Raw genomic sequence first — 13199 nt, 5'->3', positions numbered from 1 at the left:
CCGTCCGGGAGCGCGTCAGCGCGCCGGCAGGATGCGGCCGGTGACCTCGCCGAGGGTGATGCGGCCGCCACCGGTGCCGGGCGCGGAGTAGCGCAGCGTCACCTCGTCGCCGTCCTCGAGGAACGTGCGCTCGCGTCCGCCGGCCGTGAACGGCTCCTTGCCGCCCCAGCTCAGCTCGAGGAGGGAGCCGCGCTGGTCGCGCTCGGGGCCCGACACGGTGCCGGAGCCCCACAGGTCGCCGGTGCGGACGCTCGCGCCGTTGACCGTCGTGTGCGCCAGCATCTGGGCCGGCGACCAGTACATGGTGCGGTAGGGCGGGCGCGCGACGACCTCGCCGTCGAGCACCACCTCCACCTCGATGTCGAGCCCGGCCGGGCCCTCCACCCGCAGGTAGTCGAGGACCTCCGGGTCGTCCTGGCCGGGCAGGTCGGTCCAGGCGGCGTCGAGCGCGGCCAGCGGGGTGACCCACGCGCTGACGGACGTCGCGAACGACTTGCCGAGGAACGGCCCGAGCGGGACGTACTCCCAGGCCTGGATGTCGCGCGCCGACCAGTCGTTGAGGCCCACGACGCCGAAGGTGTGCCGCGCGAAGTCGGCGGTGGTGACCCGCTCGCCCATCGCGGAGGGCACGCCCACGACGAACCCGAGCTCCGCCTCGATGTCGAGCCGCTCGGAGGGGCCGTAGGTCGGTCGCTCGTCCGCGGGTGCCTTGCGCTGCCCGCAGGGGCGTACGACGTCGGTGCCCGACACGACGACCGTGCCCGAGCGGCCGTGGTAGCCGACGGGCAGGTGCTTCCAGTTGGGCAGGAGCGGCTCGGCGTCGGGCCGGAACATCCGACCGACGTTGGAGGCGTGGTGCTCGGAGGCGTAGAAGTCGACGTAGTCGCCGACGGCGAAGGGCAGCAGCATCCGCACGGAGTCGACCGGTGCCAACGCCGGCTCGACGAGGTCGCGCTCGGTCTGGTCGGTGAGCAGCCCGCTCACCCAGGCCCGGGTCGACGCCCAGACGGCCGGTCCGGCCGCCATGAACGGGTTGAGGGTCGGCTGGTCGAAGAGCGCGTGGGTGTCGACCATGTCGGCGGCCGCGACCACGCTGAGGTCGAGCACCTGGTCGCCGATGCGCACCCCCACCCGCGGGCGTTCCCCCGAGCGCGCGAAGACGCCGAACGGGAGGTGGTCGACGTCGAAGCCGGAGCCGGCGGCTCCGTCGACCCAGCTGGGCGCGGTCATGCGTCCTCCTTGACGTCGGGAGCGAGTCCGAGGGTGATCAGGTCGTCGAGCGGCTCGGTGACCGAGCACGAGCCGAAGGAGGTGAACCACCGACGGGCCGACGCGACGCCGCCGTCGGCGAGAGCGGCCGCGAGCGCGGCGCCGTCACGCTGCTCGAGGACCTCCGTCGCGTCGGCGACCGTGCCGCCGTCCCACAGCGTCCTCGTCGCGACCAGCACGTTGACGAAGCCGTGGGCGCCGCCGCCCTCCGGGTCGTGGCGGACGGCGCGGTGCAGGCCGGCGGTCGCCTTGAACCGGATCTCGCGGTCGAGCGCCGCGTCGATCCACGCGGCGACGGTCGCGGAGTCGGGCAGGAGGTCGTGGTCGACGTGGCCGAGGCGCAGCTTGAGCCGGTGGTCGCACGCCGCGACCTCGTCCGCCGCCGCGAGCCAGGTGGCCGTGGGAGGACCCGGCAGCTCGACGAACAGCGGTACGTCGACGTCCGCCGCGCGCAGGGCGGCGTCGATGCGGCGCACGTTGCCCACCGGGTCGTCCACGTCACGCACGGCGATCTCGACGGCCGCGACGTGCAGCCCGAGCCGGGCCGCCGCGCCGAGGGGCCCGGCGAGCTGGCCCGCTCCGCCGGTGACGACCACCGACAACGGCGCGTCGAACCCGCGGACGAGGGGGAGGTCGGTGTCGCGGAGCACGAAGGTGCCGACCAGGTCGGCCCACCTCTCGCCCCGGCGCGCGACGTGGGCGGCGGTGGCGTCGTGCAGCGGCACGTCGCCCGGCGGGAAGATCGCGGCGTCGTCGACGAGGCCGCGCCACTCCTCGGGCCAGGCGCGAGGCGGCGTCGGGTCGACAGGTGCGTCACGGGGGTCCACGGGGCTACTCTAGCCACCAGATAGCGGACGCCTGCGTCCGATAGTCGGATGATTGGATCGCACGATGGCCCACTACCGAGCACTCGGCCGGCTGCCGCGGCAGCGCCACACGCAGCTGCGCGACGACGACGGCCACCTCTTCCGCGAGGAGCTGATGGGCGAGGAGGGCTTCTCCTCGGACTCCTCCCTCCTCTACCACCGCGGCGTCCCCAGCGCGATCACCGACAGCCAGGTCTGGCAGCTGCCCGACCAGACGCGTACGCCCAACCACCCGCTCAAGCCGCGCCACCTCGAGCTCCACGACCTCGAGACCGGCACGTGCCCCGTCGAGGGGCGCCGGACGGTCCTCGGCAACAACGACGTGCGCCTCACCTACGTCGTCACCGGCACCGACCCCTCCCCGCTCTACCGCAACGCCATCGGCGACGAGTGCGTCTTCGTCGAGACGGGCAGCGGAGTGGTCGAGACCGTGTTCGGCGTCGTGCCCTACCGCGCCGGCGACTACGTCGTGGTCCCGCGCGCGACCGACCACCGCTGGGTGCCGGCCGAGCCGTCGCGCCTCTACGCCATCGAGGCCAACAGCCACATCCACCCGCCCAAGCGCTACCTCTCGCGCTTCGGTCAGTTCCTCGAGCACGCGCCCTACTGCGAGCGCGACCTCCACGGCCCGGCCGAGACCTTCCAGGCCGACGGCACCGACGTCGAGGTCCTGGTCAAGCACCGCACCAGCGCGGGGATCGTCGGCACCCGGCTGACCTATGCCACGCACCCCTTCGACGTGGTCGGCTGGGACGGCTGCCTCTACCCCTACACGTTCAACATCGAGGACTACATGCCGATCACCGGCAAGGTGCACCAGCCGCCTCCGGTGCACCAGGTCTTCGAGGGCTGGAACTTCGTCATCTGCAACTTCCTGCCCCGCAAGGTCGACTACCACGACCTCGCGATCCCGGTGCCCTACTACCACTCCAACGTCGACTCCGACGAGGTGATGTTCTACGTCGGCGGCGACTACGAGGCCCGCAAGGGCTCGGGCATCAACCTCGGCTCGATCAGCCTGCACCCCGGCGGCCACGCGCACGGCCCCCAGCCCAGCGCCATCGAGGCCAGCCTCGGCGTGCCCTACTTCGACGAGTCGGCCGTCATGGTCGACACGTTCGCCCCGCTGGAGCTGGGCGAGGGCGGCCTCGCCGTGGAGGACCCGGCCTATGCCTGGACCTGGGCCGGGCGCGGCCCGGACGCAGCGGGCGAGGACGGCGGACCGGCGGTCTACAGCAACTCCTGAGGCCGCCCGCACGGCCGCCCCCTCCTTCGGGTGGTCGTTAGCGTGGCCGGCATGACCACCGCAGCCCTCCCGCCCTGCGTCTTCCTCCTCTTCGGCGCTCGCGGCGACCTCGCGGCGCGCAAGCTCTTCCCGGGCCTCTACCGGCTCGCGGCGGCCGGGCGGCTGCCGGACGACTACGCCGTCGTCGGCAGCGGCCGGCACTCGCCGGGCTCCGACGACGACTTCCGCGAGGAGGTCCTCTCCGGACTTCGGGAGTCGGTGGACGACCTCGACGACGCCGTCGCGCGCGACCTGCTCGACCGGTTGACGTTCCAGACCTCCGACGCCGACGACGGCGCGGACCTCGCCGCCCGGGTGCGGGAGGTCGAGGAGGGCCTCGGCGACGACGTACGACGCATCGTCTACCTGTCGGTGCCGCCGGACGCGATGGGCGGGATGATCGGCATGCTCGGCCGCGAGGGGCTGGCCGAGCGGGCCCGCCTCGTCGTCGAGAAGCCCTTCGGGCTCGACCTCGCGTCCTTCGAGGAGCTCGACCGCGACGTGCACGAGGTCTTCGACGAGGAGCAGGTCTTCCGCATCGACCACTTCCTCGGCAAGGAGGCGCTGCAGAACCTGCTCGCCCTGCGGTTCGCCAACGCCCTCTTCGAGCCGGCGTGGGACCGCCGCAGCATCGCCTCGGTGCAGGTCGACGTCCCCGAGACGCTCGCGATGGAGGGCCGCGGCTCGTTCTACGAGTCCACCGGTGCGCTGCGCGACATGGTCTCCACCCACCTCTTCCAGATCCTCGGCGCGGTCGCCCTCGAGGACCCGGGGGAGTGGTCCTCCGAGGCCGTACGACGCGCGCGTGCCGCGGTCTTCGCCGACGTACGCCTGCTCGACCCCTCACGCGTCGTGCTCGGGCAGTACGACGGCTACCGCAAGGAGGAGGACGTGGACGAGGACTCCGACGTCGAGACCTTCGTGGCGCTCGAGGCCTGGGTCGACAACGACCGGTGGCGGGGCGTGCCCTTCTTCCTGCGCACCGGCAAGGCGATGGCCGAGACCCGGCGCACCGTCACCCTCCGCTTCCGCGCGCCCGACTCCACGGTGTTCGGGGAGGGCCTGGCCCGCGACGAGGTGGTGCTGGAGCTGACCGACGAGGCGCAGGTCCACGTCGACCTGCTCGGCAAGCGGCCGGGCCCGGAGATGGAGCTCGCGCCGGCGACCATGCGCCTCGACCTGGGCGACGAGCTCCCGCACGACGAGCCGCTCGAGGCCTACGAGCGCCTCCTCCTCGACGTGCTCAACGGTGACCACACCCTCTTCGCCCACGCCGACGAGACGCGGCGGCTGTGGGAGGTCTGCCAGCCGGTGCTCGACGACCGGCCCGCGCCGCTGGCGTACGACCAGGGGTCGTGGGGCCCGGCCGAGGCGCTCGGCCTGCCCGAGGGCGGCTGGCGGCTCGGGAGCGGCGACGCCGATGGCGAGTGAGGGACCTGGGGGCGGCGGTCCCGGTCCCGGCGGTCCGGCCGCGCCCATCGCGGACCACGGCCTGATCGGCGACCTCCGCACCGCGGCCCTCGTGGCGACCGACGGCACGATCGACTGGTTCTGCCCCGGCCGCTTCGACGCGCCGAGCGTCTTCGCCTCGATCCTCGACCCCGACGGCGGGTCGTGGCGGCTGGGGCCCGACGACCCCGACGCGCGCAGCCAGCAGTACTACCACCCCGAGACCAACATCCTCGTCACCCGCTTCATGACCGAGCACGGCGTGGTCGAGGTCCAGGACTTCATGCCGGTGCTGCGCGCCCACGACCCCGACCACCGGCAGCGGCTCGTACGCCGCGTCGTCGGCCTGCGCGGCTCCGTCGACCTGACCATGCACATGGCGCCGAGACCCGACTACGCCAGCACCGACCCCGACCTCAGCGTCGAGGACGGCGTCGTCCGCTTCGCCGACGGTGACGTCCACCTCGCCCTGTCGAGCACCGTCGACCTCGACGTCGCCGCCACCACCGCGACCGCGCGCCTGGGCCTGACGACCGGCGAGTCCGCCCTCTTCGTCCTCGAGGTCCTCGCCCCCGACGAGCCGGCACGCGGGTGCTCGCTCTCCGACGTGTCGGACCTCTTCGAGGCGACGGCCGCCTTCTGGCGCGGCTGGCTCGGGCAGTCGACGTACACCGGGCGGTGGCGTGAGTGGGTCGACCGCTCGGCCCTGACCCTCAAGCTGCTGTGCCACGAGCCGAGCGGCGGCATCGTCGCCGCCCCGACCACGAGCCTCCCCGAGCGCATCGGCGGCTCGCGCAACTGGGACTACCGCTACGTGTGGGTCCGCGACGCCGCCTTCAGCGTCTACGCCCTGCTGCGCCTCGGCTTCACCGACGAGGCGGGTGCCTTCGTCCGCTTCCTGTCCGAGCGGCTCGGCGAGGCGGCCGACGGCGCCGACGACGAGCTCGGCCCGCTCCGCGTGCTCTACGACCTCGACGGCGGGCTGCCGCACGAGCGCGAGCTCGACCACCTCGCCGGCTACCGCGACTCCCGCCCCGTGCGGGTCGGCAACGGCGCGGTCGACCAGCTGCAGCTCGACGTCTACGGCGAGATCGTCGACTCGGTCTACCTCTTCGACAAGCACGGCCGCGGCATCAGCCACGACGCGTGGGGCGACCTGCGCCGGATCGTCTCGTGGCTGATGGACAACTGGCAGCGCCCCGACGCCGGCATGTGGGAGGTCCGCTCGGAGCCGCGCACCCACACCACGTCGCTGGTGATGAGCTGGGTCGCCGTCGAGCGGATGATGCGCGTGGCGCGGCGCCGCGGACTGCCCGGCGACCTCACCAAGCTGGCCGCCTGCCGTGACGAGATCTACGAGCGCGTGATGACCGAGTGCTGGAACGAGGAGCTCGGCGCCTTCACCGCCGTCGCGCACGGCGACGCGCTGGACGCGGGCGCGCTGCTGATGCCGATGGTGAAGATGCTCGCCCCCGACGACCCGCGCTTCCTGTCCACCCTCGCCGCCATCGAGGAGCGCCTCGTCACCGACAGCCTGGTGCTGCGCTACGACCCGGAGGCCTTCGGTGACGGGGTCCAACCCGGCGCCGGGGAGGACTCGGGTGAGGACTCGGAGGACGACTCGGGGGACGGCTCGGGGTACGACTCGGTCGAGGAGGGCACGTTCTCGCTGTGCTCGTTCTGGTACGTCGAGGCGCTGACCCGCGCCGGCCGCCTCGCCGACGCCCGCCTGGCGCTGGAGAAGATGTTCACCTACGCCAACCACCTCGGGCAGTACGCCGAGCAGGTGGGCCTCAACGGCCAGCAGCTGGGCAACTTCCCGCAGGGCTTCACCCACCTCAGCCTGATCAGCGCGGTCATCAACCTCGACCGCAGCCTCGACGGCTGACCGGCGCGCCGCTGGGCCGGACCTCGCACCCGAGTTCCATGCTTCGGGGTCGAGATCTGTACCTGTAAGTGGGGCGGTCACCGGATATCCGGTGACTCCGGACGAGGAGGCCGGGGGTGGCGGCGGATCGCGGGTTGCGGCGCCGAGCGCGCGCGATGTGCCGCCACCTTTGTGGCCCCGGCCCGGGGGGTGGCGGCGGATCGCGGGTTGCAGCGGCGAGCACGCGCGATGTGCCGCCACCTTTGTGGCCTCGGCCCCGGGGGTGGCGGCGGATCGCGGGTTGCGGCGGCGAGCGCGCGCGATGTGCCGCCACCTTCGCAGCCCGGCGCCGGCGCCGGCGCCAGCGGCGCGTCCAGGCTCAGGACGTCCAGGCGTGCCAGAGGTCGGCGTACTCCCCGTCGAGGTCGAGCAGCTCGTCGTGGCTGCCGAGCTCGACGATGCGACCGTCGAGGACCACGGCGATGCGGTCGGCGTCGTGGGCGGTGTGCAGCCGGTGGGCGATCGCCACGACGGTGCGGCCCTCGAGCAGGCTGTTCATCGACCCCTCGAGCGTCCGGGCGGTGCGCGGGTCGATGAGCGAGGTCGCCTCGTCGAGCACGAGCGTGTGGGGGTCGGCGATGATCAGCCGGGCCAGGGCGACCTGCTGGGCCTGGGCGGGGGTGAGCGAGAAGCGGCCGGAGCCGATCATGGTGTCCAGCCCCTCGGGCAGGCGCTCGACCCACGACAGCCCGCCGACCGCGGCGAGCGCCTGTCGTACGGCGTCGTCGGGGGAGTCCTCGCGGGCGAGCACGACGTTGTCGCGCACCGAGCCGATGAAGACGTGGTGCTCCTGGGTGACGAGCGCGACCTCGGTGCGCAGCACCTCGAGCGGGAGGTCGACGAGGTCCACCCCGCCCACGCGGGCCGACCCCGTGCGGGGGCGGTTGATCCCCGACAGCAGGCGCCCGAGCGTCGACTTGCCCGATCCGCTCGGACCGACGACGGCCAGCCGCTCGCCGGTGCGCAGGCGCAGGTCCACGCCGTGGAGCACGTCGTGGCCCTCCCGGTAGGCGAACCGGAGGTCCTCCGCGGCCAGCTCGACGCCGTCCGGGAGCCGGTCGCCGGGCTCGCGGTCGGGCGGCACCTCGGCGATGCCGAGCAGGCGGCTGGTCGAGGCGGCGCCCACCTGGAGCCGGTCGACCTCACCGATCACGGCGTCGAGCGGCTCGGCCAGCGCGACGACGTAGAGCAGGGCGGCGGTGATCTGGCCCAGGTCGACCCAGCCGCGGCTGTAGCCGTAGGCGCCGACGACGAGGGTGACGACCTGCGGCAGCTGGAAGGCGGCGTTGAGGGCCGCGAAGAGCACGTTGCGCAGGGTCATGCCGTAGCGCTCGGCCTGCGCGGAGACGGCGATGTCGTCCGAGCCGGCCCGGACCCGGGCCTGCGATAGGCCGAGCGCCTCGACGGTGCGCGAGCCCTCGACGGTCTCGGTGAGGGTGGTGTTGATCCGCGAGTAGGTGGCGCCCTCGGTGATGTACGCCTTGGGCGCGCGCCGCAGGTAGGTGCGCACGGCCGGCGTGCAGAGCGCGAACACCACGAGGGCGGGCATCGCGAGCACCAGCGAGTTGAGCAGCATCGCCACGACGGACAGCACGACGGTCATCAGCGAGATCAGCAGCCGGGGCACCCCCCACTGCACCGACCGGGCCATGGTGCCGACGTCGCGGGTGACGCGGGTGACCAGGTCGCCCGTGCTGGCGCCCTCGACGCGGCCGACCGGGAGCCGCAGGATCGTGCGCACCACGTGCTCGCGCGCCGAGGCGAGCAGGTCCTGGCCGAAGTGGGTGGAGGTGCGCTGGGCGCCGAAGGTGAAGAGGGCCTGCAGGACGACGACGCCGATCACGGCGAGGGCCAGTGCGTCGAGGCCGGTCGCCGCGGCGCCCTGGGTGTCCACCCGGTTGACGAGCGACCCGAGCAGCCGCGGGACGACGAGGGCCGACCCGGCGGCGAGCGCATTGAGGACCACCATCAGCACGAACGAGCGCTTGCGCTCGCGCACGAGGTCGGCGAAGAAGGCGAGCACGGCCCGGTTGCCCGAGACCGGCCAGCCGCGCACCGGGTTGCGTGAGGCGTCGTAGACCGCTTCGGCCCGCTGCCGGCGCAGGTCGTGGCGCTGCCACAGGGCACGGTTGCGCGCACGCAGGCCCACGCGGCCGGGGGGCTCGAGCTCCGGTGGGACGGCCGGCGGGTCGGCGGCCCGGTCGCGCCAGGTGTCAGCGGAGGTGGCGAGGAGGTCGGTGGTCATCGGGCCGGCTCCTCCTCGTCGAGCTCGCGGGTGACCACGCGCCGGTAGCCCTCGTGGTCGGAGAGGAGGTCGGCGTGCCGGCCCTCGGCGACCACCGTGCCGTCGTGCAGCAGCACGACGCGGTCGGCGTGGTGCAGCCACAGGGGCGAGACGGTCGTGACGACGGTCGTACGACCCCGGCGCGCCTCGGCGACCCGGGCCGCGATGCGGGCCTCGGTGTGCGCGTCGACCGCGGACGTCGGCTCGACCAGCACGAGCACCGGCGCGTCGGCGGCGATCGCGCGGGCCAGCACGACCCGCTGGCGCTGGCCGCCGGACAGGCCACGTCCCCGCTCGTCGAGCTGGCCCTGCCAGCCCTCGGGGAGCGCGTCGTAGACGTCCTCGGCGCTGGCGATGCGCAGGGCCTCCTCGGCCTGCTCACGGGTCAACCGGGCGTGGGGGTCCACGGCGTCCTGCAGGGTGCCGGCGAAGAGCTGGCTGGTGGTGTCGCTGACCAGCACATGGCGTCGTACGTCGTCGAGGCGGGCGCGGGAGAGGTCGACCCCGCCCAGGGTGACGCCCCACTCGCGGCGCACCCGCTCCTCGTCGAGCGCGGCGATCCGGGCCCGTTCGGCCGCCCGCTCGGCGCGGGACCGTCGGGCGGCGCGACCCTTCGCGCCCTCGTCGTCGGCGAGGGGGACGGGCTCGGTGTCGGCGGGCAGGTAGCGGCCGAGCCGGTCGGCGAGCGCCGCGCTCTGCTCGGGTACGGCGCTGACGACCACGGTGAGGACGCCCGGTTGCACGGTCAGCCCGCTGGCCGCGTCGTGCAGCGGCGCGGTGCCGTCGAGGACGACCGGCTCGGCCGGGTCGCGCCACGGCGGCTGCTGGTCGAAGATCGCGACGGCCTTGCGGGCGCTGACCAGCGAGCGGGTGCTCTTCTGCGCGAACTCGAAGAAGGTGCGGATCGGGCCCACCATGAAGAGGCCGTAGCCCAGGAAGGTGATCAGCTGGCCGACGCTGAGGGTGCCGTCGAGGACCTGCCGGGTCCCGAGCCACACCAGCGCCACGAGGAAGATGCCCGACAGCAGCACGCCGACGGCCTCGACGACGGCCTGCCAGATGCCGGCGGCCACCCCGGCCCGGCGCGCGGACTGCGACTGGCGCGCGTAGTTGGCCCCGAAGGTCTGCTCGCCACCGATGCCGCGCAGGATCCGCAGCCCGGCGACGATGTCGGTCGCCAACGAGGTCAGGTCGGACGTGCGCGAGCGCTCGAGCTGCTGGCGGCGGTGCAGCGGGCGCAGCAGCGGCAGCGCCGCGCCGACCAGGACCGGCGCGGCCACCAGGGTGAGCAGCCCGAGCTGCCACGACATCGTCAGCACGATGAAGGCGACGGTGAGGTAGGACACGAGCTGGCCGACCGTGCGGGCCAGGATCTCGGTGAGCGCGCCGAACTCGTCGGAGTCGCTCGAGGCGACGCTCAGCACCTCGCCGGTGGGGGAGCGGCGCGGGAGCACGTGGCCCATCTGCGCCACCTTGCGGGTCACCATCTCCAGGGCGCCGTAGAGGGCGACCAGCCAGCTGCGCACCACGAGCGTGTGCGACACGATGCCGAAGACGCCGCCCACCACGACCACGGCGAGCAGCAGCGCGGCCCATCCCAGGAGTGCCGCCTCGTCGCCGCCGACGATGCCCTCGTCGACCGCCCGGCCGAAGATCCACGGCCCGAGCGTCATCGGGAGGAACCACAGCGCGTAGCAGAGCGACGAGAGGGCGATCAGCGCCTTCTGCTGGCCGAGGATCCACCTGAGGAACGCCAGCGGTGACCGGGTGTCAGGGTCCGGCGTTGGCGCGTCGTCCGTACCCGTGAAGAACGTCGCGATCCGGGGTGGGTAGTCCTGCATGTCGTGTCGAACCCTAGGCGCCGGTGGCCCGCCGGCACGAACCGTTATCGCTGCCGCTCGGTGCCCGCCGGCTCAGGCGGCGCCGTACGCCGGGTAGTCGGTGTAGCCCTCGGCGTCGCCGCCGTAGAACGTCTCGGGCCGCGGCGGGTTGAGGGGCAGGCCCTCGGCGAGCCGGCGCGGCAGGTCGGGGTTGGCGATGAAGGACCGGCCGAAGGCCGCGGCGTCGACGAGGCCGGCGTCGAGCAGCCGCTCGGCCTTGGCGAGGTCATAGCTCCCGGCCCCGACGATCGGCCCGGGGTGGGCCGCTCGCAGCGCGCGTCGGTAGTCGTCGTCGAGCGCGGGGCCGCCGGCCCAGTCGGGCTCGGACAGGTGGAGGAAGGCCAGGCCGCGGCGGCCGAGCTCGCCGGCGACGTACAGCCCTGCGTCGGCGCCCTCGGGGTCCTCGGTGCCGTTGAACGAGCCGATCGGGGAGATCCGGATGGCGACCCGGTCCGCGGACCAGGCGTCGACGACGGCGTCGGTGACCTCGAGCATCAGCCGGGCCCGGCCGGCCAGTGAGCCGCCGTACTCGTCGGTGCGCTGGTTGCTGTCGGCGGCGAGGAACTGGTGCAGCAGGTAGCCGTGGGCGCCGTGGATCTCGACGAGGTCGAAGCCGGCCTCGCGGGCGTTGACGGTCGCGCGCCGGTAGTCCTCCAGCAGCCGGGGGATCTCGTCGAGGCCGAGCGGTCGGGGGACGGGGCAGGCGACCCGGGTGGGCCGACCGTCCTCGCCGCGCACGGTGGTGCGGTTGCGGTAGGGGCCGTCGCTCGCCGAGACCGGCAGCTCGCCGCCGTGGAACGACTCGTGCGAGACCCGGCCGACGTGCCACAGCTGCGCGGCGATCCGCCCGCCGACCTCGTGCACGGCGTCGGTGATGCGGCGCCACCCGGCCACCTGCTCGTCGCTGTGGATGCCGGGGGTGTCCATGTAGCCCTTGCCCTCGGGGCTGATCTGGGTGCCCTCTGAGATGAGCAGGCCCGCCCCCGCGCGCTGGACGTAGTAGTCGCGCATCAGGTCGTTGGGCACGTCGCCCGGGGCCGTGGCACGCATCCGGGTCAGCGGCGCCATCAGCACGCGGTTGTCGGCACTGACGGCGCCGAGGGTCAGGGGCTCGAAGAGGGAGGGCACGCCAGCCGCCAACGGGGCCCGGCGGTGGGCTATTCCGGGTCTGCCCGCCGCCGTGACCCGGGTCACGTCCGTCCGGCGCCCGGGAGCGGGTGCGACCCTGCGCGCATTCGCCCGTGGGGGTACCGTGGCGGTCGATGACCGACGTCGAGGTGCTTGCTCCACGTGAGGTCCCGCTCGGGGGTCCTCGGGCCATGCGCGTACGACGCACGCTGCCGCAGCGCCACCGGTCGCTGATCGGCGCCTGGTGCTTCGTCGACCACTACGGCCCCGACGACGTGGACGAGACCGGTGGCATGGTCCTCCCGGTCCACCCGCACACCGGCCTGCAGACCGCCAGCTGGCTCTTCGGCGGCGAGCTGGAGCACCGCGACTCCGTCGGCAGCCTGGCCACCGTGCGACCCGGCGAGCTCAACCTGATGACCGCCGGCCGCGGGATCAGCCACACCGAGGTCTCCACCCCCGGCACCACGGTGCTCCACGGTGCGCAGTTGTGGATCGCGCTGCCCGACGACAGCCGCCACGTCGAGCCCCGCTTCGAGCACTTCGCGCCCGACCCGGTCCGCGGACCCGGCTGGGAGGCCCGGGTCTTCATCGGCTCGCTGCTCGGCGCGACCTCCCCGGTGCAGGTGCACACCCCGTTGCTCGGCGCCGAGGTCATGCTCGCACCCGGCAAGAGCGTCGAGATCGAGGTCGACCCGACCTTCGAGCACGGCGTGCTGCTCGACGTCGGCACGATCGACGTCGACGGGCAGGAGCTCGCGCCCAGCGACCTCGCCCACCTCCCGCACGGGCGGACCACCATCACGCTGACCGCGCACGAGGAGGCCCGGCTGCTCCTCCTCGGCGGGCCGCCGTTCGGCGAGCCCATCGTCATGTGGTGGAACTTCATCGGCCGCAGCCACGACGAGATCGCCGCCTACCGCCGCGAGTGGCAGGAGCAGATCACCACGGACGACGACCCCGACCAGCCCGACCGGGTGGTCGCCGACGGCCGCGAGGTCCGCGAGGGTCGGTTCGGCACGGTCGACCTCGGCCTGCAGCCCATCCCCGCACCGCCCCTGCCCAACGTGCGGCTCAAGGAGCGGCGCTGACCGGCGTCGGTCCCGTCGTC

Annotated in this window: 9 protein-coding genes; 4 read left to right on the top strand and 5 right to left on the bottom strand. The window is 73.7% G+C overall.

Annotated elements, in window-relative coordinates; all coding sequences use genetic code 11:
• Positions 1 to 15: 15 nt before the first annotated feature.
• Complete coding sequence (gene fahA, locus NCI01_RS07695) at positions 16 to 1230, bottom strand: fumarylacetoacetase (RefSeq protein ID WP_254180895.1); 1215 nt, start codon at positions 1228 to 1230, stop codon at positions 16 to 18.
• The gene (locus NCI01_RS07690) at positions 1227 to 2096 is read right to left on the bottom strand and encodes a hypothetical protein (protein ID WP_254180894.1); all 870 of its coding nucleotides are present in this window, start codon (positions 2094 to 2096) and stop codon (positions 1227 to 1229) included. Before NCI01_RS07690 ends, fahA begins: the two co-directional genes overlap by 4 nt.
• A 64-nt stretch (positions 2097 to 2160) precedes the next feature.
• On the opposite strand from NCI01_RS07690, the gene NCI01_RS07685 reads away from it, so the two are divergent.
• From NCI01_RS07685 to NCI01_RS07675, 3 genes are read left to right on the top strand one after another with little or no spacing between them, the layout of a single operon-like run.
• On the top strand, positions 2161 to 3381 hold the full coding sequence (locus NCI01_RS07685) for a homogentisate 1,2-dioxygenase (RefSeq protein ID WP_254180893.1): 1221 nt from the start codon (positions 2161 to 2163) through the stop codon (positions 3379 to 3381).
• 51 nt (positions 3382 to 3432) lie between these two features.
• Entirely contained in the window at positions 3433 to 4851 is a 1419-nt protein-coding gene (zwf, locus tag NCI01_RS07680; protein ID WP_254180892.1) for a glucose-6-phosphate dehydrogenase, read from the top strand.
• Entirely contained in the window at positions 4841 to 6757 is a 1917-nt protein-coding gene (locus NCI01_RS07675; protein ID WP_254180891.1) for a glycoside hydrolase family 15 protein, read from the top strand. The genes zwf and NCI01_RS07675 overlap by 11 nt, the downstream gene beginning before the upstream one ends.
• A 358-nt stretch (positions 6758 to 7115) precedes the next feature.
• Here the strand turns inward: NCI01_RS07675 and NCI01_RS07670 are convergent, their stop codons facing one another.
• The 3 genes from NCI01_RS07670 to nemA form a co-directional block, all read right to left on the bottom strand.
• A complete protein-coding gene (locus NCI01_RS07670) occupies positions 7116 to 9041 on the bottom strand; it encodes an ABC transporter ATP-binding protein (RefSeq protein ID WP_254180890.1) in 1926 nt (641 codons plus the stop codon).
• A complete protein-coding gene (locus NCI01_RS07665) occupies positions 9038 to 10921 on the bottom strand; it encodes an ABC transporter ATP-binding protein (protein WP_254180889.1) in 1884 nt (627 codons plus the stop codon). Before NCI01_RS07665 ends, NCI01_RS07670 begins: the two co-directional genes overlap by 4 nt.
• Positions 10922 to 10993: 72 nt before the next feature.
• Positions 10994 to 12088 carry an N-ethylmaleimide reductase gene (gene nemA / locus NCI01_RS07660; RefSeq protein WP_308213199.1) on the bottom strand — a complete coding sequence of 365 codons (1095 nt, stop codon included), beginning with the start codon at positions 12086 to 12088 and terminating at the stop codon, positions 10994 to 10996.
• Positions 12089 to 12222: 134 nt separating this feature from the next.
• Between nemA and NCI01_RS07655 the strand changes: the two genes are divergently transcribed.
• Complete coding sequence (locus NCI01_RS07655) at positions 12223 to 13179, top strand: pirin family protein (protein WP_254180888.1); 957 nt, start codon at positions 12223 to 12225, stop codon at positions 13177 to 13179.
• Positions 13180 to 13199 lie beyond the last annotated feature (20 nt).

Source organism: Nocardioides pinisoli, from assembly GCF_024199985.1.
GTDB lineage: Bacteria > Actinomycetota > Actinomycetes > Propionibacteriales > Nocardioidaceae > Nocardioides > Nocardioides pinisoli.
The sequence above is the reverse complement of the archived record's forward strand: the minus strand, read 5'-3'. Positions and strand labels throughout refer to the sequence as shown.

Coding starts and splice junctions, on each gene's coding strand:
- fahA (WP_254180895.1), bottom strand. CDS start 1,230: ATGACCGCGCCCAGCTGGGTCGACGGAGCCGCCGGCTCCGGCTTCGAC.
- NCI01_RS07685 (WP_254180893.1), top strand. CDS start 2,161: ATGGCCCACTACCGAGCACTCGGCCGGCTGCCGCGGCAGCGCCACACG.
- zwf (WP_254180892.1), top strand. CDS start 3,433: ATGACCACCGCAGCCCTCCCGCCCTGCGTCTTCCTCCTCTTCGGCGCT.
- NCI01_RS07675 (WP_254180891.1), top strand. CDS start 4,841: ATGGCGAGTGAGGGACCTGGGGGCGGCGGTCCCGGTCCCGGCGGTCCG.
- NCI01_RS07670 (WP_254180890.1), bottom strand. CDS start 9,041: ATGACCACCGACCTCCTCGCCACCTCCGCTGACACCTGGCGCGACCGG.
- NCI01_RS07665 (WP_254180889.1), bottom strand. CDS start 10,921: ATGCAGGACTACCCACCCCGGATCGCGACGTTCTTCACGGGTACGGAC.
- NCI01_RS07655 (WP_254180888.1), top strand. CDS start 12,223: ATGACCGACGTCGAGGTGCTTGCTCCACGTGAGGTCCCGCTCGGGGGT.